This is a genomic window from Streptomonospora nanhaiensis (assembly GCF_026642255.1).
In the GTDB taxonomy this organism is placed as follows: domain Bacteria; phylum Actinomycetota; class Actinomycetes; order Streptosporangiales; family Streptosporangiaceae; genus Nocardiopsis; species Nocardiopsis tropica.
Map to the genome: position 1 here is coordinate 664,527 of NZ_CP113264.1, position 21,780 is coordinate 686,306.

Below are 21,780 nucleotides of genomic sequence, written 5' to 3' on the forward strand. Positions count from 1 at the left end.
GATCCAACATGTACGCGGAAGAGCGCCAGAAGGTGATCCTCGAGCGCGCCCGCCGTGACGGCCGGGTCGACGTGACGGGGCTCGCCGCGGAGTTCGACGTGACCTACGAGACCATCCGTCGCGACCTCACGGCGCTGGAGCGCCACGGTGTGCTGCGCAGGGTCCACGGTGGCGCGATCCCCGTCGAGCGGCTGGGCTTCGAGCCCACGCTCAATGTGCGCGACTCCGTGATGACAGAGGAGAAGGAGCGCATCGCCAAGGCCGCCCTGGCCGAACTCCCCGACGAGGGCGCGATCCTGCTCGACGCCGGCTCCACCACGGGACGCCTCGCCGAACAGCTTCCCGCCGACCGGGAGCTCACCGTCGTCACCAACTCCCTGTCCATAGCGCTGACGCTCACTCCGCGCACCAACATCAACCTCATGCTTCTCGGCGGCCGACTGCGCACACGCACGCAGGCGACCGTCGACGCCTGGGCACTGAGGTCCCTCGCCGAGTCCTACGTGGACGTGGCCTTCATCGCCAGCAACGGCGTCTCCGTCGAACGCGGGCTCACCACTCCCGATCCCGCCGAGGCCGAGGTCAAGCGCGCCATGATCAAGTCCGCGCGGCGCTCGGTGCTCCTCGCCGACCACACCAAGGTCGGCAACGACCACTTCGCCCGCTTCGCCGCGGTCGAGGACCTCGACCTGGTCATCACCGACACCGGGCTCGCCACAGGGCTCGCCGAAGAACTGGAGGCCTCCGGACCCCGCGTCCAGGTGGTCTGACCAGACCGGGCGCCCGGCACGGCGCCGGGGACGACGGTTCACCGTCCTGAACCGGCCGCCCCGTCCCTCCCGGGCGCCCCACCCCGTCACCTTCTCCCCACACCGGCGCGGCAGACCGCCCGTCGAACCTCCCAGGAGGTCCCCCATGTCCACACAGCAGAGCAGCGGCAGACTCACCGCGGTGCGCTCCGGCGTCCAGCGCTTCGGCGGGTTCCTTGCCAGCATGGTGATGCCCAACATCGGCGCGTTCATCGCCTGGGGCATCATCACCGCCCTGTTCATCCCCGACGGCTGGCTCCCCAACGAGTACCTGGGCCAGCTCGTCGACCCGATGATCAAGTTCCTGCTCCCGCTGCTGATCGCCTACACCGGTGGAACCCTGGTGTACGAGCAGCGGGGCGGCGTCGTCGGCGCGGCCGCCACCATGGGCGTCATCGTCTCCGCCGACATCCCCATGTTCCTGGGCGCGATGGCCATGGGCCCGCTCGCCGCCTACCTCATGAAGCAGTTCGACCGGCTCGTCCAGCCGCGCATCAAGGCCGGCTTCGAGATGCTGGTCAACAACTTCAGCGCGGGCATCCTCGCCGCGCTCCTGGCGATCCTCGGCGCCTACGTCATCGGCCCGGTCGTCCGGACCATCGCCGACGCCCTGGGCGCGGGCGTGCAGTTCCTCATCGACATGAGCCTGCTGCCGCTCGTGTCGATCATCGTCGAGCCCGCCAAGGTCCTCTTCCTCAACAACGCCATCAACCACGGCGTCTTCACCCCGCTGGGCTCGGCCCGCGCGCTCGCCGAGGGCAGCGCCATCGAGTTCCTCATCGAGGCCAACCCCGGCCCCGGTCTGGGCATCCTCCTGGCCTGCATGCTCTTCGGCCCGAAGGTCAGCCGCGCCACCGCGCCCGGCGCGATCGTCATCCACCTCTTCGGCGGCATCCACGAGATCTACTTCCCGTACATCCTCGCCCAGCCGAAGCTGATCCTCGCCGTGATCGGCGGCGGCATGTCCGGTGTCGCGACCTTCATGGTCATGGACGCCGGGCTCGTCTCGGCCGCGTCGCCCGGCAGCATCATCGCCCTCATGGCCGTCACCCCGCCCGGAGGCCACCTCGGCGTCCTGGCCGGTGTCGTCGCCGCCACCATCGTCTCGTTCGTCCTCGCCTCGCTCCTGCTCGGCTTCGGCCGCTCCGAGCGCAAGGCGGCGAAGGAGGAGAAGGCCAAGCAGGCCGCTGCAGAGAACCAGGAGACCACAGCATGAGCAGCATCCAGGGGTCGGACATCAAGAAGGTCGTCGTCGCCTGCGACGCCGGCATGGGGAGCAGCGTCCTGCTGACCTCCCAGCTGAAGAAGACCCTCTCGCCCCACGGCGTGACCGTCGAGCACTCCGCGGTGGACCGCATCCCGGACACCGCCGACGTCGTCCTGTGCCAGGCGGGCCTGGTCGCGCGTGCGAAGACCCGGGTGCCCGACACCGTCGTGGTCGGCTTCCAGATGTTCCTGGGCGACCCCGCCTTCGCGCGTCTGGAGCAGGCCATCCGGAACGGGGAGACCCTTGCCGACTGACCTCGCCCTGACCGCCGACGCGGTGCGCCTGGGCCGCGTCGCCGCCGACAAGGCCGACGCCATCGACCAGTGCGGTGCGCTCCTGGTCGAACTGGGCTCCGTCGAGCCGGGCTACGTGGCCGCCATGCACGAACGCGAGGCGTCCGTCCCCACCTTCGTGGGCGAGGGAGTGGCCATTCCGCACGGTACCGACGCCGGGCGGGCCCTGGTCAAGGAGACCGCGCTGGCCGTCCTCCAGTTCCCCGACGGGGTCGACTGGGACGGGCCCACCGTGTACGTGGCCATCGGCATCGCCGCCTCCGGGGAGGAGCACCTGGGCGTGCTCTCGTCCCTGGCGGGGGTGCTCACCGACCCGGAGAAGGCGGCGCGCCTGCGCTCCGCCGCGACCCCGGACGAGGTCATCGACCTGCTCGGCCCCGGCCGGAGCGGTTGAGCGGCCCCACCCACGAGGCCCCCCGCGCCGGCCCACCGGCCGGTCAGTCCACCACTTCACCCGCCGGGCCGGGTCCCGGCCCGGCGGGGCACCACCAGAAAGGCCCGAACATGCTCGTCGCCCGCTTCTACGCGCCCGGTGACATCCGACTGGAGCAGGCCCCCGAGCCGACCGCCGGACCCGGACAGCTCAAGATCGCCGTCGTCAACTGCTCCACCTGCGGCACGGACGTGAAGATCTCCCGGCACGGCCACCACCACATCCGTCCGCCCCGCGTGATCGGCCACGAGATCGCCGGGCGCATCGTGGAGGTGGGCGAGGGCGTCAGCGGCTGGGCCGAGGGCGACCGCGTCCAGGTCATCGCGGCCATCCCCTGCGGCACCTGCGTCGAGTGCGCCGACGGCCGCTTCACGGTGTGCTCCAACCAGGAGTCGATGGGCTACCACTACGACGGCGGTTTCGCCGAGTACATGATCATCCCCGAGTCGGTCCTGGCCGTGGACGGGGTCAACCGGGTGCCCGAGAACATCGACCTCGCGGAGGCCTCCGTCGCCGAGCCGCTCGCCTGCGTGCTCAACGGCCAGGAGATCGCCGGGGTCGGAGAGGGCGACACGGTCGTCGTCATGGGCGCCGGCCCGATCGGCTGCCTGCACGTCCGGCTGGCGCGCGCCAAGGGCGCCGCGAAGGTGTACCTGGTGGACATCAACCGCGGCCGCCTCGACATGTCCGCGAACATCGTCCAGCCGGACGCCACCATCTGCGGCGAGGAGGTCGACGCGGTCGAGACGGTCCTCGAGCTGACCGGTGGCCGGGGCGCCGACGTGGTCATCACCGCCGCCGCCTCCGGGCGCGCCCAGGAGGACGCCCTGCGCATGGTGTCGCGCAGCGGCCGGATCAGCTTCTTCGGCGGCCTGCCCAAGGACGCGCCGATCATCCAGCTGGACTCCAACCTGGTGCACTACCGGGAGATCTCCATCTTCGGGGCCAACGGCTCCAGCCCGGAGCACAACCGCCGCGCCCTGGAGCTGATCGCGTCCGGCGCCGTCCCCGTGGCCGACCTGATCACCGAGCGCATGGCCCTGTCGGACGTGCACAAGGCCATCGAGACGGTCGCCTCCGGCACCGCCATCAAGGTCACCATCCAGCCGTAGGCCCCGCACGGGCGCGGACCCGGGACGGAGGCGGTGACGGGCCTCCTCCCGGGGCCGGACCGTAGGGGCCACCCCGCCGGGGGCGGCCCCTACGGCCCGGCCCCCGGCGGGGTTGTCCACAGCCCCTACCGGGCGCGGCCGTTCCGGGGTTTGCTTGATACAGGGGGGCCGAAGGCCCGTCCGGCACCGTGCTGCCCGGCAGCCGCCGCCGACCCGGCGGAGCGCCCCGGTCCCCCGACCCGCGACCTCCTCCCGGCCCCTCCGGTGCCCTGACCCCGCACCGGCCCGGCCCGGGAGCCCGACCCGCACCGACCCGGCTCCGGTCCCCGCCCGCCAGGCAACCCGGCCTGTACCGGTCCAGGCAACCCGGCCCATACCGATCCGGCCCCGCACCACCGCACCGCACCGCACCACAGCCCAGCACCGCACCACAGCCCAGCCCGCCCCCACTCCCCACCCCCGACCGCACCCGTCCCGACCCGTCCAGGAGTCCCGCGGCGCGATCCGGGGCACAGATCCCTCGGCCCGTCCCCCCGGGCCGCCCACCGCCCACCGACGTACGGAGCGACCATGGCGCAGACCGAACACCCCTCGCCCACCGCCGGTGCCACCCGGCTGTCGGGCATCCCGGCCAGCCCCGGCGTCGCCGTCGGCCCGGTCGCCCGGATGGCCGACCCGCCCGCCCTCCCGGCGGAGCGGCCCGAGCCCGGCGACCCCCGGACCGAGGCGTCCACCGCACGCGGGGCCCTGGAGAAGGTCGCCGACCTGCTCGACGCCCAGGCCGCGCAGCTCACCGGCGAGGCCGCCGCGGTGCTGGGCGCGCTGGCGCTCATGGCCCGCGACCCCGAGCTGGGGCGGCGGGTCGAGGAGCGCGCCGAGGCCGGCGAGCCCGCCGCATGGGCGGTGCACTCCGCGTGCGGCGCCTACCAGGAGCTGATGCTCGCCGCCGGCGGCTACCTGGCGGAGCGCGCCGCCGACCTCGCCGACATCCGCGACCGCGCCACCGCCCTGCTCCTCGGCCTTCCGATGCCCGGTCTGCCCGACCCCGGTGTCGCGCACGTGCTGGTCGCCGACGACCTCGCCCCCGCCGACACCGTCCGGCTCGACCCCGAGCAGGTGCTCGGGATCGTCACGCGACTCGGCGGACCCACCAGCCACACCGTGATCCTGGCCCGCGCGCTCGGCATCCCCGCCGTGGTGGGCTGTCCGGGCGCCGAGACCCTGCGCGACGGGGTCCCGGTGGCGCTGGACGGCGACGCGGGGACCGTCGAGCCCGAGCCCGACGCCGAGCTGGCCGACCGGATGCTGCGGCGCACCGAGCGCCGGCGCGCCCTGCTCGCGGAGTCCACGGGCCCCGGCCGGACCGAGGACGGGGTCCCCGTCGCCCTGCTGCTCAACGCGGGGGAGGGCGACCCCAAGGAGGCGGGCGCGCACGACAGCGAGGGCGTGGGCCTGCTGCGCACCGAGTTCCTGTTCCTGGACCGCGCCGACCCGCCGACGGTGGCCGCCCAGACCGACACCTACACGCGGCTGTTCGAGGAGTTCTCGGGGCGGACCGTCACGGTGCGGACCCTGGACGCGGGCTCGGACAAGCCGCTGGCGTTCGTGGAGACGGGCCACGAGGACAACCCGGCCCTGGGCGTGCGGGGGTTCCGGACCTCCCGCGTGCACCCCGGCCTCCTGACCGACCAGCTCGCCGCGATCGCTGCCGCGTCCGAGGAGACGGGCGCGCGGGTGCGGGTGATGGCGCCGATGGTGTCGACGCCCGACGAGGCGGCCGACTTCGTGGCGCTGGCGCGCGAGGCCGGGATCCGCGAGGCCGGTGTGATGATCGAGGTCCCGGGGGCGGCGCTGCTCGCCGACCGGCTGATGAGCCGCGTGGACTTCGTGTCGATCGGCACCAACGACCTCGCCCAGTACACGATGGCCGCCGACCGCACCCTGGGCACCCTTCCCGACCTGCTCGACCCGTGGCAGCCCGCCCTCCTGGCGCTGGTCGGCGCCGTGGGCGCGGCGGGCGAGCGGTCGGGGCGCCCGGTGGGCGTGTGCGGCGAGGCCGCCGCCGACCCGCTCCTCGCCCTGGTGCTGGTGGGCCTGGGGGCGACCAGCCTGTCGATGTCGGCCCCCGCGCTCCCCGCGGTACGCCACGCCCTGGCCCGCCACAGCCAGGGGGAGTGCCGCCGCCTGGCCGAGCTGGCGACGGCCGCCTCCAGCGCCGGCCGGGCGCGCGAGGCGGTGCGTTCGGCCGCCCACCCGGAGACCGTGGACTGATCCGCTGACACCGGTCCGGAGCCCCACGCGCCCACGTCCCGCCGGGACGTGGGCGCTCTCGTGTGCCGCCGGACCGGTCGGCCCCGGGCCCCGCGTGCCGGGGCGCCACCGCGCCCGGGACCCCGGCCGGAAGCCGCCGCCAGGGTCCCGCACCCGGCCCGCCGCCCGCCCCCAGGGGTCAGGACGCGGTGGCGGGGGGCTCCCAGGTCCCGCAGACCACCTCGGGCACCAGGGCGAGCCGGTCGCGGATCGCCTCGGCCAGGTCGTCGGTGTCCCTGGACCCTGAGCCGCACCACGCCTGGTGGGCGCTGGTGATGACGGAGAGGAACACGGCGGCGAGCACGCCCGGGCGCGGGTCGGTGTCCGGATCCGTGCCGGTGCGCTCGCCGATCACCCCGGCCAGCCGCAGCTGCCTGCTCAGGCAGTAGCGCGCGTTGAGGTCGATCAGCTCGGGGTTGCCGGTGATGACGCCCATCGCGCTGCCCTGGATGTGCAGGGACTCGCGGTCCAGGTAGCCCCAGTGCTCGTGCATCGCGTTGCGCAGGGCCGTGAACGGGGGCTCGTCGGCGGGCCGGGAGCGCAGGGCGGCGTACAGGTACTCGTCCACGCCCTCGACCGCCTCCAGGACGACGTCCTCCTTGGAGGCGAAGTAGCGGAAGAACGTGCGCTGGGAGACCCCGGCGCAGGCCGCGATCTCCTCGGTGGTGGTCCCCTGGTAGCCGTGCTCGTGGAACAGCCGCAGCCCCGCGTCGAGCAGGGACTCCCGCATCCGGGCCTTCTTGCGCTCGCGCAGCCCGGCCTCCGCCGGGGTCTGGCAGGGCTCGGCGCTCGTCGCGGCCATGGAGCGGCCTCCCACGTGTCGGTTGCTTCGCCACGAGGATACAACAGTGAAACAGATTACGTCAGTCACTGACAAAAAGCAGTTGCTGTAATCTGTCAGCCACTGTCATAATCACGCTCGCAAGCGGACGACGAGCGGGGGGCCACATGACGGCGGCGACGGAACCGGTGACCACGGGAGCGGAGGGCGCGGGTCCGCCCGCTCCGCGGGGACGGCTCCGGGAGAGCCCCTGGGCGACCCTGGTCGCCATCGCCTTCGGGGTGATGATGGTGGCGCTGGACGGCACCATCGTGGCCGTCGCCAACCCCGCCATCGGCGCGAGCCTGGGGGCCTCGCTCGCCGAGCTCCAGTGGGTGACCCACGGCTACCTGCTCGGACTGGCGGTCTTCCTGATCACCGCGGGCAAGATCGGGGACCGGTTCGGCCACCGCAACACCTACCTGGTGGGCGTGGTCGGCTTCGTGCTCAGCTCGGTGGCGATCGCGCTGTCCTCGGGCGTCGCCATGCTCATCGCCTTCCGCGTCCTGCAAGGGGTTTTCGGAGCCCTGCTCCTGCCCTCGGCGATGGGCCTGCTGCGCTCCGGGTTCCCGCCCAGCAAGCTGGGCCGGGCCTTCGGCGTCTTCGGCAGCCTCATCGGGGCGGCCACGGCCGGCGGCCCGATCCTCGGCGGCATCCTCGTGGACGCCTTCGGCTGGGAGGCCGTCTTCTACATCAACGTCCCGGTCGGCGCCGCCGCCCTGGCCCTCGGCCTGTGGCTGCTCGCCGCCAACCGCGCGACCGACCCCGGCAGCCGCATGGACGTCCCCGGCATCGTGCTGATCAGCGTCGCCATCTTCGCCCTGGTCTGGGCCCTCGTCGAGGCGCCCGCCGCGGGCTGGGGCCACCCGGTCACACTGGGCTCGCTCGCCGCCGCGGTCCTCTTCGGCGGCGCCTTCCTGCTCTGGGAGCGCCGACCTGAACAGCCGCTCCTGCCCCTCGCGCTGTTCGCCAACCCCTCGGTCTCCATCGGAACGCTCCTCACGGTGGCCATGGCGCTGAGCCTGATGGGGTCGCTGTTCTTCATCACCTTCTACCTCCAGGGCATCCAGGGCATGAGCCCCGCCCGGACCGGGCTCCAGCTCATCTCCATGACCGCGCTCATGGCGGTCACCTCGCCCATCGCCGGACGGGTCCTGGACCGCGTCGGAGCCCGTCCGCCCACGACGGTCGGCCTGCTGCTGGCCTCGGCGGGCATGTTCATGCTGTCCCGGCTGGAGACCGACACCGGCGTGGTCTTCATGTCGGCCGCCTTCGTCCTGCTCGGCACGGGACTGAGCCTGATCATGACCGGCGCCACCGCCGCGATCATCGGCAACGCGCCCGTGCGCCTGGCGGGGGTCGCCTCGGCGGTGCAGCAGGCCGCCATGCAGCTCGGCGGCTCCCTCGGCACCGCGGTGCTCGGCGCGGTCATGTCGGCGACCATCGTCTCCACCCTGCCCGGCCACTTCGCGGGCGCGGGGCTCGCCGAGCCCTCCGCGGACGACCTCGTCGACATGCAGAGCGTCGTGGCCCAGGGCGGCGCGGTCCTGCCGGAGGGGGCCTCCCCGGAGGTCGCGGCCGCCGTCACCCAGGCCAGCAACCTCGCCTTCATGGACGGCCTGCACCTGGCCTTCACCATCGCCGCCGCGGTCATGCTGGCGGCGGCGGCGCTGTCGCTCCTCATGCGCTCGGGGAGGATGACCGACGGTCCGGCCGTGCACATCTGAGCCCGCCCGGCGGGGCTCCGGCCCCGCCGCGCGCGGGACGGCGGGCGCCCGGCGGGACCTCCGCCGAGAGCCCGCCCCGCGCGGACCGGGCCGGGACGGGACGGCGGTCCCCGCCCGGCCCCGCCGGCTCAGGTGGTGTAGTCGGCGTTGATCCGGATGTAGCCCTCGGTCAGGTCGCAGCCGTAGGCGGTGAACTCCCCGCCGCCGATCCCCAGGTCGACGCCGATCAGGACCTCGTCGCCCTTCATGTGCTGCGAGGCGCGCTCCAGGACCTCGTCCGAGGGCTCGGCGGGGTAGGTCTCCACGTCGCCGAAGACGATCCGCACGTTCTCCGGCAGGATGTCGGTCTCCTCCTCGCACTTGCCGACGGCCATCGCCACCCGGCCCCAGTTCGGGTCGGCGCCGTGCACGGCGGTCTTGACCAGGGGCGAGTTCACGACGGCCTTGGCGACGACCTTGGCCTGCGCGTCGTCGCGCGCACCGGTGACGCGCACCTCCAGGAGCTTGCCCGCGCCCTCGCCGTCCGAGGCGATCATGCGCACCAGCTTCAGGGCCACCTCGTACAGGGCGGCCTCGAAGGCGGCGGTGTCCACCGGACCCGCCAGCCCGTTCGCGAACACCGCCGCCGAGTCGCTGGTCGAGGTGTCGGTGTCGATGCTCAGCGCGTTGAACGTCCGGTCCACCACCCTGCGGAACACCTCGTCGAGCACCGGCTGCTCCAGCTCGGCGTCCGTGAAGAACCAGGCCAGCATGGTCGCCATGTTCGGCTCGATCATGCCGACGCCCTTGGCGATGCCCGTGACGGTGGCGCCGCCCACCCGGGCGGAGGCGGCCTTGGGGTGGGTGTCGGTGGTCATCATCGCGCCCGCCGCGCGGTCCAGGTCCGCCGGGGGGAACTCCGCGGGCAGCCCCTCCAGGTGGGCGCGCACCTTCTCCATCGGGTAGGGGCGCCCGATCACACCGGTCGACGCGACCAGGATCTCCTCGGGGGCCACCCCGGCGGCGCGGGCCACGCCCTCCTGCAGCTCGCGGGCGTGGTCGTCGCCGACCCGGCCGGTGGCCACGTTCGCGTTGCGGGCGATCACGGTGACGCCGCGCGCCCGGCCGTCCGCGGCCGTCCTGCGGCTGAGCAGCACGCTCGGCCCGGCGAACCGGGACCTGGTGAACACGGCCGACACGTTCGCGGGGACCTCCGACACGACCGCGAAGAAGTCGTCCTTCGGGTCCTTGATCCCGATGTTTCCGGCCACGCCGCGGAATCCGGCGGGTACGGGGGTCTGGCTGCTCATGGTCCTCCTCGGGGCTTCTCCGGCGCCACACTACTCCGCGGCCCCGCGGCCGGACGCGCCCCGTGCCCCGGTCCGCGCCCTCGCGGACACGGGGCCGCATTACGGTCTTGACCTGCACGGGTTTCGTCCTGTGTCCCTTGGGCGACCGTGTGACAACGACCGGATAACGGGGTATCCGCCGAGGGGGAGCAGACCGGGGGGAGACGTGTTGTGCGTGATGGTGACTGGCTCACGGAGACCGGGGCGCGGATCCGCGGCGTCCTGAAGGTGATGGTGGACGCCGGATGGCTGCCCGGCGGCGCCGCCGTCATCGGCACCGGCGGCATGTGGGAGTTCGTCGCGGTGGGGCGGACCGACGGCGAGAGCGACACCGCTCCGGACGTCGCCTACGACGTGGCGAGCCTGACGAAGGTGATGGCGACCTGGCCCCTGGTCGGCCGGGCGGTCGCCGAGGGGGTGCTGGACCTGGACGCCCCCATGTCCGAATACCTGGACGCGGAGGGGCTGCCGGGCGCTTCGGTGACCACGCGCCAGATCCTCACCCACACGGCCAGGCTCAACCCGGTGACGTGGCTGGAGCGCTACGTGGGCGCCGACCAGGACCTGGCCGAGGCCATCCTCGCCGATCCGCTGGAGGAGCCCGGGTACCGCTACGTCGACCGGGGGTTCATCCTGCTCGGCCTGCTCCTGGAACGCCTCTACGACACCGGCCTGGACCGGCTCGCCGGCGACCTCTGGGACGAACTGGGGATGCGCTCGACCGCCTACGGGCCGCTGGCGCGGTCACCGGCCGTGGCGCCCACCGAGCGCCGCCTGCCGGGCGCCGCGCCCGCCTGGGGCGTGGTGCACGACGAGGCGGCGGCGCTGATGGGCGGTGTGGCGGGGCACGCGGGCGTGTTCTCGACCGCCATCGACCTGGGCGCGTACGCCCGGGAGGTGCTGCGGCTCCACGGGGGCGGGTCCGGCCCCGTGCCCTCGCCGTTCGTGCGGGAGAGCTGGCAGCCGCACGTCGACGCCGGTCAGCGCCTGTGGCGCGGGCTCGGCTGGCTGATCACCCCCGAGGGGGTGGTCCACCACAACGGGTTCACGGGGACGAGCCTGTTCCTGCACCCGGAGAGCGGCCGGTACGTGGGCGTGCTCACCAACGCCGTGCACTACGGGCGCGACCGGGTCGGGCTGGGGGATCTGCGCTCGGCGGCGCGCTCGGCGCTCACGCCCCAGGCCCACGGATCGCCGCCGTGAGCTCCCCGAGCAGTTCCGCCAGCCCGGCGGGGCCGGGCACGACCAGGTCGGCGGCCTCGGCCACCGCGGTCACCTCGTCGGAGGAGGAGCACACGGTCAGACCGGGCAGGCCCTTCCCGCGCAGGGCGGCCACGGCCCCGAAGGCGGGCAGGTCGCCGAGGTCGTCCCCGGCGTAGAGCACCGTGCCCGCACCGGTCTCCTCGACCAGCGCGGTGAGCGTCGCACCCTTGTCCACACCCTGTGGACGGAGCTCGACCACCATCCGCCCCGGCTCCAGCCGGAGGTCCGCCCGCTCGGCCAGCTCCGCCAGGGCGGGGGCGACCAGGGCGAGCGCGCCGTCGGGATCGGCGGTGCGCCGCGTGTGCACGCTCAACGACCGGCCCTTGTCCTCGATCCAGGTGCCCTCCGGCGCGCCCACCCGTGCGAGCAGGCCGGGAAGCTCCTCCCGGACGAGGGCCACGCCGGGCGGCGGGTCGGCGGCCAGGACCTCTCCGCCCTCCCAGCGCTCGGCGCCGTAGTGGCCGAGCACGGTGATGCCGGGGACCCGCTCCAGCCCGCCCATGGCGACCGCCGCGGCGGCGGGCCGCCCGGTGATGATCGCGACCGAGCCGATCAGCCCGGCCAGGTCGGCGAGCGTGTCGACGATCCCCGGGTAGGGCGCGGACTCGCGCGGGTCGTCCACGATCGGTGAGAGCGTGCCGTCGAAGTCGAAGGCGGCCAGGGCGCGTCCGGGGTCGGTGACGAGGGCGTCGAGCGCGGCGCGTCCGGCGTCCGTGCTCGGTCGGGGCAGGGTCATGGAGGGCCTTTCCGGTGGGGCCGCGCACGGGGGCGGGGCGGGCGGATCAGGGCGGGTGGAGCGCCGGAGAGCCGGAGGGCCCGTGCGCCCGGTCCGGGCCGGGGCCGCGGTGACGGGAGTCCCGGTCTGCGGCGGGATCCCCGGCGGCGGTCGGCGTCCCCGGCCGGGGAGGGGCGGTGCGCCGGGATCGGCCGGTGCGACACGCCCGGGGGATCCGGTGGAGAACGCTGCCCGCGGGGTGAGGTCGTCGCCCCGGGCGGGTACCGCGTTCACGTGACCGAAAAGAGAAGGCGGAAGGGGCTCAGAGCTGGATGCCCAGCTGACGTGCGTTGCGCTGGCGGCGGCGGTCGGCGCGCAGCCGGCGCAGGCGCTTGACCGTCATCGGGTCGAACGCCAGGGCTTCGGGGCGTTCCACCAGCCCGTTCAGCAGTTGGTAGTAACGGGTCGCGGAGAACCCGAACTCGTCACGGATCGCCTGCTCCTTGGAGCCCTCGAACTTCCACCACTGGCGTTCGAAGGCGAGGATGCGCTGTTCGCGTTCGGCGAGGGCCGACTGACCGTCTCCGGTCGGACCGATATTCGGCATGGGACACCCCCTGGACGGGAAATTGGTTTGTCCGGATCGGCGCGACTCATGCTAGCGACTCGACATGCCGTATGCGGACCCGAAAACACAGGACTGGCAGCAGGGATACAGTTACGTTCTCTACCCCTGGGGTCACTTGTCCACGCCTGAATCCTGTGCTCATGACAGGATTGGGGAGGTCCGGGGAGGGCCGCGTGGAACGTCGACCGCATCGTTCGAGGGAGCCAGACGTGCTCGGGGGCAACAGTCGTGACAGGACACACACACGCCATGTTCTTGGTGGGACCGCCGCGGCCTGCGCGGCCGTCGCCGTCCTCGGCCTGACGGCGGTCCCCGCCGCGGCCGATGGCCAACCGGACCTGAGCCCGGAGCAGTGGGGCCTCCAGGCGCTCGGGGCCCGGGAGCTCTGGGAGGAGACCCAGGGCCAGGGCATCACCGTGGCGCTGCCCGGGATCGCCGTCTACGAGGACCACCCCGACCTGGTGGACAACGTCACGGTCGACACGCAGTTCGGTGAGGACGGCGACCGGGACGAGGGCAGCGGCGCCGCCGCCCTGGTCGCGGGGCACGGCCACGGCATGGACGCCGACGGCGGCGTGCTGGGGGTGGCGCCCGCCTCCGAGCTCCTGGTGCTGCCCACCGGGAACGAGCTGCCCGCCGCCATCCGCTTCGCCGCGGAGGAGGGCGCCCAGGTCATCCTGCTCCCGGAGACCGACGCGTCGGTGGACCTGACCGGCGCCACCCAGGACGCGGTCCGCAACGGCGCCCTGGTCGTGGGCCCGGCCGGGGGCCGTGACGACGCGAACGTCCTCACGGTCGCCGGCACCGCCGAGAGCGGCGAGCTCATCCCGGGCTCGCCGGAGGCCGCGGGCGTCGGGCTGACGGCCCCCGGGGCCGACCTGGAGACCGCCGGACCCGACATGGGGCAGGTCCAGGTGACCGGCACCCCGTACGCCGCCGCCATGGCGGCCGGCGCTGCCGCGCTCCTGCGCGCGGACTTCCCGCAGCTGCGCCCCGAACAGGTCCGCGAGGCCCTGGTCGAGGGCGCCCAGCAGGGTCCCGGAGGACTGCCCGCCCTGCACCTGCCCAGCGCGCAGACGCAGGCGGCCGGGATCGCGCAGGACATCCCCCTCATCGACGAGGAGCTCGTGAACGAGGGGGAGGAGTCCGGGGGAGTGCCCGTCTGGGCGTGGTTCGTCACCGTCGGCGCCGTCGTGGTCCTCGGGGTCGTCCTGCTGGTCGTCTGGATCCGCCGCAGCACGGCCGACCCCTACGGGGTGGAGGCCGAGCGCCGCGAGGAGGACGAGCAGATCGCCGCCGAGCGGGCCGCCGAGGCCGGTCCCGCGAGCCGCCGCAAGCCGAGGGGCGGCCGCCGCCGCAAGACGCGCGGCGACTGATCCGGGCCGACGCCCGCCGTGCCCGCGCCCGCCCCCGCCCGGGGGCGGGCGCCGGTGTGTCCGGGCGCCTTTGGGGGGCGAGGAGGATCGCTGCAGGCGGGTGGACCAAGTACACCGGAAAGCGGCAACGGGCTGATCAGCGGGGTAGGTAGAGGCCATGGGCAAGCGCACCGAGAGCCGCGACGCCTAGGTCGTGTTGTGTGGATTCTTCCGGGCTCGCGTCCACCAGGCTGCCTCTCGCTGCGCCTCTGCGCTCGTTAAGCACAACCAGGCTGAACTTCGCACATCGGCTTGCGAGAGATGGCCTGGACGGCCGCTCGCCGACCCGAAAGCCTCCAAAAAACACTCCCGAAGTACCCGCACGGCTGTCCAGGACATCCTGAAAATCCCCGGTTCTGCTGTCGGTGCCTGCCGCTACGTTGTGGGCAGCGGCAGGACGCGCACGCCGAGCGGGCCTCGACCGATCGACGGAACACGGTTCTCACGTCGCATTCTTCAATAACCTTCTTCGCCCCAGCCCCGGAACGGGAAACGACGATCGTGATCGAGAACCTCAGCGCCGCCCCTCTCGGTCCCCGGCTGACCACACCGGACCAGTGGCGCGAACACCTGGACGCACACATCGCCGAGGCCGCGGCCGTCGGCAGCCAGCCCGACCGCTGGCTCGGCAGCGCCCCGGCTACGGCCGAGGAGGTGGAGCAGGCCGAAAGGCGGCTGGGCCTTCAGGTCTCCCTGCCCCCCTCATACCGGGCCTTCCTACAGGTGACCAACGGCTGGGACGACGCCGGAGGGTGGATCGAGAGCGTCGATTCACTGGACGAACTCCAATGGCTGGGCGAGTACTCAGGGCTCTACGCCGAGTACTGCGAAGAGAACGACGACGAGTACTCCCTGCTGCTGGGCGCGGCTCTGAAGGTCAACCACGGTCCGGACTTCTGGCTCCTGTGCGCGAACGAGGTGAGGCCGGACGGAGAGTGGTCCGCTTACGAGTTCATGCCGGGGCTGTGGCAGTTCACCAAGGTCGCCTCGTTCGCGGACCTGTGGCATTTTCACCACTCCGAGCTCCGCAAGGCGGAGTGAGCGAGCGCTCTCCTGGGCCGGCCCGGAGACAACGCGGGGCGGGCCGCCCTGCGAGCGGGCGCACCGGGCGCCGGCCGGAGCCAGGAGGCGACCATGTACCGATCCAAGGGCGGCCCGTCCTCGGGGTTGCGCCACTGCGACCGGGACCCGCTCGGCCCGGCCCCGAGGTAGTGCTGGCGCTGTTGTTTCCGGTAGCACTTCAGCGCGAGCACCACCGCGAACAGCTCCTCGGGGGTGTTGGTCAGCCCATTGCCGCTTTCCGGCGTACTCGGTCCGCCCCCCAGAGAGCGCCAGAGACCCTACGTGGCCTGGCCATCAGGGATCCCCCTGGCGGCGGCCCCGGGGGAACCGGGGACGGAACCAGGGAAATTCCTGATCCGCGGCACTGCGGACCGGGGGTACGGTCGCGCCTGAGTGACGCATGCACGGATGAGCCCCTGATCCATCCGCCTCCGCGCCGACCTCGCTCCCGACACCCCGAAAGAATCCGATGCGTCCGACGCCCCTGCTCTGCCTGCTGCTGGCCATATCGGCCCTCCTCACCGTGGCGGCTCCCGCCCACGCCCGGGACGGCTTCGACCCGGCAGAGGTGGACGCGTTCGTCACCGCCTACCTCGACCGCCACGGCCTACCGGGGGCCGCCGTCGCCGTGGTCAAGGACGGCGAGACCGTGCATGAGGCGGGCTATGGCGAGGATGCTGAAGGCCGACCGATCACCGAGCACACCCGGCTGCGCATCGGCTCCGCCTCCAAGTCGATCACGGCCTTCGCCGTGCTGCGGCTTGTGGACGAGGGCCGTGTGGACCTCGACGCGCCTGCGGCACGGTACCTGCCCGACGCCGCACCTGACGGCGTCACCGTCCGCCAGCTCCTCTCCCACGCCTCGGGGCTGCCCAACCCCACCGTTGTCGGCCCCGCACGGTCACTGGAAGAGGGCGTCGCCGGCATCGAGGGCCTGCCCCCGGCAGCCGAACCCGGCACCTCCTACCTCTATAGCAACCTCAACTACTGGATGGCGGCGCTCATCGTGGAGCGGGTCTCCGGCCGGGACTTCACCGACCACCTCGCCGAGGAGGTCTTCACCCCTCTGGGGATGGAGGACACCGTCGCCACCACCACCACGCGCGACCCCGTCGACGGGCTCTCCAGGGGGCACATCACCGCCTACGGTGGCGCCTTCCCTGCGCCCACCCCGGAAGCGATGAACAGCGGAGCCGGCGGAGTGGTGAGCACGTCGCACGATATGGCGGCCTGGCTCGCCATGCAGCAGCGGGAGGGGATCGGCCCGGACGGGCGGCGCCTGCTATCGGCCTCTCTCATCGAGGAGTCCCACACGGAGCAGCCCTCAACCACACGGGCGGGGCTCGGCTGGAGGCACAGCGGACCGCAGGTGACACCCGCGCGGATCTCGCACAGCGGCATCGTCTCCGGCTACAACGCCCAGCAGGACCTGGTACCCGGCAGCGGCTACGGCGTCGTGGTCCTGCTGAACAGCTTCACCCCCTCCCGTGAGAACGCCTACGAGATCAGTTCCGGCATCATCGACCTGACCGAGGACCGCACCACCGATCCCGGAAGGGCAACGGCGACCGTGATCGACCTGGTCCTCGGCGGGGTCACCGTCACCGTCGTGGCATTGGGCGCCCTTGGCCTGTGGCGATCTCGGCGGTGGGCCGCGCGCCGCGCCGCCTGGCCCGCTTGGAGGTTCGCCCTGCGCTTGCTTCCCCAGTGCGTCGCCCCGGCGTTGGCGGTGTTCCTGTTTTTCGTCGCTCCCGCACTTCAGGACAACAGCTACGTCCCGGTGGACGTCTTCTGGCTATTCCCCGCACTCGCGGTCCTGGTGGGCGCCCTCGGAGTTGTGGGAGCAGGGCTCACCACCGCGCGGGCGGCGGCACGGATCCGCACCGGGGCGACAGTGCGCCGGTAGGCGCGTGGAGGGCCGCGCCGGAGCCGGGGCCCGAGGGCGCGCGGGCCCCCGCGGAGCCCTCCCGGAAGGCCCTTCCGGCCCTTCGGGGCGAGAAGCGTCGCCGCTCGTCACACCCGGCCCACAGCCCGTGATGTGACGTCTGCGCGTGCATATGTAAGCACGCTCGGACGCTCTTGACGCGGGCTCCCAGGGGGACAAGGCTTTGGAGAATGTCTCCCCTCGAAGCATCGCCGTTGCCCTCACGAGGTGCTCCGCCGGTCGCCTCCCCCGACTCCCGCAACCTCGTCAACGGCCGCGTCCACATCTCCCAGTACGACGCCAAGTGGCCCTACCTGTTCAAACGCGAGTCGGAGAAGGTCCGCGCAGCCCTCGGCGACCGCGTGCTCCTCTTCGAGCACGTCGGATCGACCGCGGTCCCCGGCATGGCCGCGAAGCCGTGCGTCGACCTGCTGCTGGTCGTCGCCGACCCCGCCGACGAGCCCTCCTACCTGCCCGACCTGCTGGCCGCCGGCTACTCCGTGGTGATCAGGGAGCCCGACTGGTACGAGCACCGGGTCCTCAAGGGGCCGGACATCAACCTCAACCTGCACGTGTTCGGTGAGGGCTGCGAGGAGGTGGAGCGGATGCGCCTCTTCCGGGACCACCTCATCGCCGACGCCGGGGCGCGCGAACGCTACACCGCGGTCAAACGCGAGCTGGCCGAGCGCACCTGGGACCGCATCCAGGACTACTCCGACGCCAAGACCGCCGTCGTGGAGCAGCTCCTCGACGAGGCGCGGGCGCGGCGGACGGCGTCCCCGGGCGACTGATCCGCGCGGCGCGGGGCGCGAACCCGTGCGGAGCGCCCCGCCGGCCCCCTCCGGCAGGCCGCCGGTCCTCAGCAGGCCGCCCCGGGCCCCGACGACGGGCCCCGGCCGGGACGGAGGCGCTCTGCGGCCCCGTCGGGCGTCCGGGCCCCGGGGGCCCGCGCCCCAGGACCCGCGCCGTCCGCCCCGGAATCCGCACCCGGGGGCCTCTCGCGGTCCGGCCCGGGGCCGCTGGACGCGTCCACCGCCCCCGGATGCCCCTACGGACGTCGAGCAGCTTGAGCGAGGCCGTTGTCGACGGGACTGCGGGCGGTGGCCGTGGCACGGCCTGGCCGCGTCAGTCCAGGGACCGCAGCTGGTCCTGGAACCACCGGCGCGGCGGCAGGGCCACGGCGGCCTCCGCCAGCCCCTCACGGCGCTTGCGACGCTCGTCCCCGGGCATCGACAGGGCGCGGTGCAGCGCCTCCGCGGTCTCCAGCGTGTCGTAGGGGTTGACCAGCAGGGCGTGCCGCCCCAGCTCGTCGGCGGCGCCGGCCTCGCGCGAGAGCACCAGCACCGCGTCGCGCTCCGACAGCACCGGCCCCTCCTTGGCCACCAGGTTCATGCCGTCCCGGGTCGGGTTGACCAGCAGGACGTCGGCCATCTGGAACGACGCCAGCGACCGCGGGTAGTCGTCGTTGACCTCCAGCACCAGCGGCGTCCACTCGGGGGTCGCGAACTCCTCGTTGATCTCCTTGGCGGTCCGCATCACCGCGTCGGTGTACTCGCGGTACTCGGGCACGTCCCCGCGGCTCGGGTAGGCGAACGCCAGGTGCGTCACCCGGCCCCGCCACTCCGGGTGGGAGGTCAGCAGCTCCCGGTACGCCTCCAGCCCGCGCACGATGTTCTTGGACAGCTCGGTGCGGTCCACCCGCACGATGAGCCGGGTGTCGCCGACGGCCTCCCGCAGGGTCTCGCGGCGCGCGGCCACGGCCGGCTCGGCGGCGCTCGCGCGCAGCCCCTCCTCGTCCGCGCCGAGCGCGTGCACGCCCACCCCGACCAGCCGGCCGCCGTACTCCACGGTGCGCCGGGCGAAGTCCACCTCCGCGCGCAGGATCTCCGCGCAGCAGCGCAGGAACGCGTCCGCCCAGCGGGGGCTCAGGAAACCGATCCGGTCCGCGCCGAGCATGCCCTCCAGCAGCTCGCGGGCGACGTGCCCGGGCAGCATCCGGAAGTACTCCGGCGGCGCCCACGGCGTGTGCGAGAAGTGCGCGATGCGCAGGTCGGGACGGCGGGTGCGCAGGATGCGCGGCACCAGCGCCAGGTGGTAGTCCTGCACGGCCACGCGGGCGCCGTCCGCGGCGCCGGTGACCAGGGCCTCGGCGAACGCGTTGTTGTAGGCGGTGTAGTCGTCCCACTGCCGTCGGAACTCCGAGCCGAACGACGGCTTGTTCGGGATGTCGTACAGCATGTGCTGCACGAACCACAGGGTCGAGTTGGCGACCCCGGTGTAGGCGCCCTGGAAGGTCCGCTCGGGGATGTCCAGCATGTGGACCCGCATGCCGCCGAGGTCGTGCGCGCGGTCCAGCCTGGCCCCGGGCGCCTCCTCCGCCGCCCGCCTGTCGGCGTCGGACAGGGCGGCGCACACCCAGAGGCTGTCGATCTCCGTGGCGACGGAGATCATGCCGGACACGAGTCCGCCCCCGCCCCGACGCTGTTCCAGGGAACCGTCGTCGGCGGTGGAGAAGGACACCGGTCCCCGGTTGGAGGCGATGAGGATCTGGGCCTTGTCCACGTGGTCGTCCTCTCGAAGGTGCGGATGGGCCGTCGCCGCCGCCGGGGCGGTCGGGCGCGGCCTGCGCGGAAGCGGATCGCACCTTATGTCTCGCCGGTCGACAGCCGCCCCAAACCCCTCCGGGGCCGACGGTGCCGGGCGTCACGCTCCCGAAACAGGCCACGCGCGCCCCCGGCGCGCCGACCGGCGACGTCTCAGCATGTGAGCGGGTTAGTGTTACCCGGATCACCAGCCGTGGAAAACCGGCCGACGAGTCCGTTACAGTGACCGTGCGGATCCGACAGGACCGCCCACAACTTCATATTGCTCATCCAGAGGGGTGGAGGGACCGGCCCTGCGAAGCCCCGGCAACCATCCCAGCACGCACTACTCACGAACCCGTGAGGCGGCTGGGGCAGGTGCCAACTCCGGCCTGGGGACAAGGTGTCCGCCAGGGAAGATGAGGGGAGACGCCTCGCCATGGCGATCACTGCCGCCGAACCCACCTCCGTCCGCGCCTTCGGCCCCGGAACCGCGCTCTCCTGTCGCGAATGCGGCCGGCGCTACGAACTCACCCCCAAGTTCGCCTGCGAGTTCTGCTTCGGCCCCCTCGAGGTGGCCTACGAGTTCGGTGACGTCACCCGCGCCGACATCGAGAGCGGCCCCAACAGCATCTGGCGCTACCGCTCCCTCCTCCCGGTCCCGGACAACGTGGCCGAGCTGCCCAACATGGCCCCCGGCCTGACCCCGCTGGTGAAGGCCGACCGCCTCGCCGCCGAGCTGGGCATCGACTCCCTGTACGTCAAGGACGACTCCGGCAACCCGACGCACTCCTTCAAGGACCGCGTGGTCGCCATCGCGGTCGAGGCGGCGCGCACCTTCGGCTTCACCACCCTGTCCTGCTCCTCCACGGGCAACCTGGCCGGCGCGGTCGGCGCCGCCGCCGCGCGCGCCGGGTTCGACTCCTGCGTGTTCATCCCCGCGGGGCTGGAGGAGGCCAAGGTCGTCATGGCCGCCGTCTACGGGGGCAAGGTCGTCGCCATCGACGGCAACTACGACGACGTCAACCGCTTCTGCTCCGAGCTGATCGGCGACCCGGCCGGCGAGGGCTGGGGGTTCGTCAACGTCAACCTGCGCCCCTACTACGGCGAGGGCTCCAAGACGCTGGCCTACGAGATCGCCGAGCAGCTCGGCTGGCAGCTGCCGGAGCAGATCGTCGTCCCGATCGCCTCCGGCTCCCAGCTCACCAAGATCGACAAGGGCTTCCGGGAACTGGTCGAGCTCGGCCTGGTCGAGGACCGCCCGTACCGGATCTTCGGCGCCCAGGCCACGGGCTGCTCCCCGGTCGCGCAGGCATGGGAGAAGGGCATCGACGTCATCCAGCCGGTCAAGCCCGACACCATCGCCAAGTCGCTGGCGATCGGCAACCCGGCGGACGGGCCGTACGTGCTCGACATCGCCCAGCGCACCGGCGGCTCCGTGGAGCACGTGGGCGACGACGAGATCGTCGACGCCATCAAGCTCCTCGCCCGCACCGAGGGCGTGTTCGCCGAGACGGCGGGCGGCGTCACCACGGGCGTGCTCCGCAAGCTGGTGCGCGAGGGCAGGCTCGACCCGAAGGCGCGGACCGTGGTGCTCAACACCGGGGACGGGCTCAAGACCCTCAACGCGGTGGACGCCGGCGTGACGGCCACGATCAAGCCGTCCCTGAGCGCGTTCACCGACGCGGGCCTCGTCTGACCGCCGCTCCGCAAGCACAGTCCGTCCCGGCGGGGCCGTGCGACGGCCCGCCGACCCACAGCAGAAGGAAGAACACCGCCATGAGCGCCAGCGTCCGCGTCCCCACCATCCTGCGCACCTACACCGACGACGCCTCCGAGGTCGAGGCGAAGGGCAGCACCCTCGCCGAGCTCCTGGACGACCTGGAGGCCAACTACCCGGGCATCCGCGCCCGCATCCTCGACGACAACGGCAAGGTGCGCCGCTTCGTCAACGTGTACGTCGGAGACGAGGACGTGCGCTTCGAGAAGGGCCTCCAGACCGAGATCGCCGACGGCGCCAAGGTCTCCATCATCCCGGCCGTCGCCGGGGGCTGCTGACCGCTCGCCGCGCGCCGTCCCGGCGCCGCCCGCC

19 protein-coding genes and 1 riboswitch are annotated in these 21,780 nt (G+C 73.0%); of the genes, 14 read left to right on the plus strand and 5 right to left on the minus strand.

The window, feature by feature from the left end:
• The first annotated feature begins 8 nt into the window (after window positions 1–8).
• The 6 genes from OUQ99_RS03065 (at window position 9) to ptsP (ending at window position 6,185) form a co-directional block, all read left to right on the plus strand.
• Window positions 9–770 carry a DeoR/GlpR family DNA-binding transcription regulator gene (locus OUQ99_RS03065; protein WP_267947901.1) on the plus strand — a complete coding sequence of 254 codons (762 nt, stop codon included), beginning with the start codon at window positions 9–11 and terminating at the stop codon, window positions 768–770.
• A gap of 145 nt (window positions 771–915) precedes the next feature.
• Complete coding sequence (gene mtlA, locus OUQ99_RS03070) at window positions 916–2,025, plus strand: PTS mannitol transporter subunit IICB (RefSeq protein WP_267947902.1); 1,110 nt, start codon at window positions 916–918, stop codon at window positions 2,023–2,025.
• A complete protein-coding gene (locus OUQ99_RS03075; RefSeq protein ID WP_267947903.1) occupies window positions 2,022–2,330 on the plus strand; it encodes a PTS lactose transporter subunit IIB in 309 nt (102 codons plus the stop codon). Before mtlA ends, OUQ99_RS03075 begins: the two co-directional genes overlap by 4 nt.
• A complete protein-coding gene (locus tag OUQ99_RS03080) occupies window positions 2,320–2,763 on the plus strand; it encodes a PTS sugar transporter subunit IIA (protein ID WP_267947904.1) in 444 nt (147 codons plus the stop codon). The genes OUQ99_RS03075 and OUQ99_RS03080 overlap by 11 nt, the downstream gene beginning before the upstream one ends.
• Before the next feature lie 110 nt (window positions 2,764–2,873).
• A complete protein-coding gene (locus tag OUQ99_RS03085) occupies window positions 2,874–3,914 on the plus strand; it encodes a zinc-dependent dehydrogenase (RefSeq protein WP_267947905.1) in 1,041 nt (346 codons plus the stop codon).
• A 570-nt stretch (window positions 3,915–4,484) separates the two neighbouring features.
• Window positions 4,485–6,185, plus strand: coding sequence for a phosphoenolpyruvate--protein phosphotransferase (gene ptsP, locus OUQ99_RS03090; protein ID WP_267947906.1), 1,701 nt, complete (start codon window positions 4,485–4,487; stop codon window positions 6,183–6,185).
• Window positions 6,186–6,363: 178 nt separating this feature from the next.
• On the opposite strand, the gene OUQ99_RS03095 is transcribed toward ptsP, so the two are convergent.
• Complete coding sequence (locus OUQ99_RS03095) at window positions 6,364–7,026, minus strand: TetR/AcrR family transcriptional regulator (protein ID WP_267947907.1); 663 nt, start codon at window positions 7,024–7,026, stop codon at window positions 6,364–6,366.
• A 146-nt stretch (window positions 7,027–7,172) separates the two neighbouring features.
• Between OUQ99_RS03095 and OUQ99_RS03100 the strand changes: the two genes are divergently transcribed.
• Window positions 7,173–8,771 (plus strand): MFS transporter, encoded by a 1,599-nt coding sequence (locus OUQ99_RS03100; RefSeq protein ID WP_267947908.1) that lies wholly within the window; start codon window positions 7,173–7,175, stop codon window positions 8,769–8,771.
• A gap of 128 nt (window positions 8,772–8,899) precedes the next feature.
• Here OUQ99_RS03100 and argJ read toward each other — a convergent pair whose 3' ends face one another.
• On the minus strand, window positions 8,900–10,060 hold the full coding sequence (gene argJ, locus OUQ99_RS03105; RefSeq protein WP_267947909.1) for a bifunctional glutamate N-acetyltransferase/amino-acid acetyltransferase ArgJ: 1,161 nt from the start codon (window positions 10,058–10,060) through the stop codon (window positions 8,900–8,902).
• A gap of 210 nt (window positions 10,061–10,270) precedes the next feature.
• Here argJ and OUQ99_RS03110 point away from each other — a divergent pair, with 210 nt between their 5' ends.
• Window positions 10,271–11,302 (plus strand): serine hydrolase domain-containing protein, encoded by a 1,032-nt coding sequence (locus OUQ99_RS03110; RefSeq protein ID WP_267947910.1) that lies wholly within the window; start codon window positions 10,271–10,273, stop codon window positions 11,300–11,302.
• Here the strand turns inward: OUQ99_RS03110 and otsB are convergent.
• Together otsB and OUQ99_RS03120 are read right to left on the minus strand one after the other, a co-directional pair.
• Window positions 11,271–12,098 (minus strand): trehalose-phosphatase, encoded by an 828-nt coding sequence (gene otsB / locus OUQ99_RS03115; RefSeq protein ID WP_267947911.1) that lies wholly within the window; start codon window positions 12,096–12,098, stop codon window positions 11,271–11,273. The two genes, OUQ99_RS03110 and otsB, sit on opposite strands and share 32 nt — an antisense overlap.
• A gap of 301 nt (window positions 12,099–12,399) precedes the next feature.
• A complete protein-coding gene (locus OUQ99_RS03120) occupies window positions 12,400–12,684 on the minus strand; it encodes a DUF3263 domain-containing protein (protein WP_267947912.1) in 285 nt (94 codons plus the stop codon).
• A 230-nt stretch (window positions 12,685–12,914) separates the two neighbouring features.
• Here OUQ99_RS03120 and OUQ99_RS03125 point away from each other — a divergent pair, with 230 nt between their 5' ends.
• The 4 genes from OUQ99_RS03125 to OUQ99_RS03140 all read left to right on the plus strand — a co-directional run bounded on the left by OUQ99_RS03125 (window position 12,915) and on the right by OUQ99_RS03140 (window position 17,897).
• Window positions 12,915–14,081, plus strand: a complete 1,167-nt coding sequence (locus OUQ99_RS03125) for a S8 family serine peptidase (RefSeq protein ID WP_267947913.1) — start codon at window positions 12,915–12,917, stop codon at window positions 14,079–14,081.
• A 540-nt stretch (window positions 14,082–14,621) separates the two neighbouring features.
• Window positions 14,622–15,161, plus strand: coding sequence for an SMI1/KNR4 family protein (locus OUQ99_RS03130; RefSeq protein WP_267947914.1), 540 nt, complete (start codon window positions 14,622–14,624; stop codon window positions 15,159–15,161).
• A 490-nt stretch (window positions 15,162–15,651) separates the two neighbouring features.
• Complete coding sequence (locus OUQ99_RS03135; protein ID WP_267947915.1) at window positions 15,652–17,088, plus strand: serine hydrolase domain-containing protein; 1,437 nt, start codon at window positions 15,652–15,654, stop codon at window positions 17,086–17,088.
• A 209-nt stretch (window positions 17,089–17,297) separates the two neighbouring features.
• Window positions 17,298–17,897: a GrpB family protein gene (locus OUQ99_RS03140; RefSeq protein ID WP_267947916.1), complete on the plus strand. Its 600-nt coding sequence runs from the start codon at window positions 17,298–17,300 to the stop codon at window positions 17,895–17,897.
• Window positions 17,898–18,231: 334 nt separating this feature from the next.
• Here OUQ99_RS03140 and OUQ99_RS03145 read toward each other — a convergent pair whose 3' ends face one another.
• Window positions 18,232–19,668, minus strand: a complete 1,437-nt coding sequence (locus OUQ99_RS03145) for an alpha,alpha-trehalose-phosphate synthase (UDP-forming) (protein ID WP_267947917.1) — start codon at window positions 19,666–19,668, stop codon at window positions 18,232–18,234.
• A gap of 304 nt (window positions 19,669–19,972) precedes the next feature.
• Window positions 19,973–20,114: riboswitch (SAM riboswitch) on the plus strand.
• Between the two features lie 13 nt (window positions 20,115–20,127).
• On the opposite strand from OUQ99_RS03145, the gene thrC reads away from it, so the two are divergent.
• On the plus strand, window positions 20,128–21,387 hold the full coding sequence (gene thrC, locus OUQ99_RS03150; protein WP_267947918.1) for a threonine synthase: 1,260 nt from the start codon (window positions 20,128–20,130) through the stop codon (window positions 21,385–21,387).
• 80 nt (window positions 21,388–21,467) lie between these two features.
• Window positions 21,468–21,746, plus strand: a complete 279-nt coding sequence (locus OUQ99_RS03155) for a ubiquitin-like small modifier protein 1 (RefSeq protein WP_267947919.1) — start codon at window positions 21,468–21,470, stop codon at window positions 21,744–21,746.
• The last annotated feature ends 34 nt before the right edge of the window (window positions 21,747–21,780 follow it).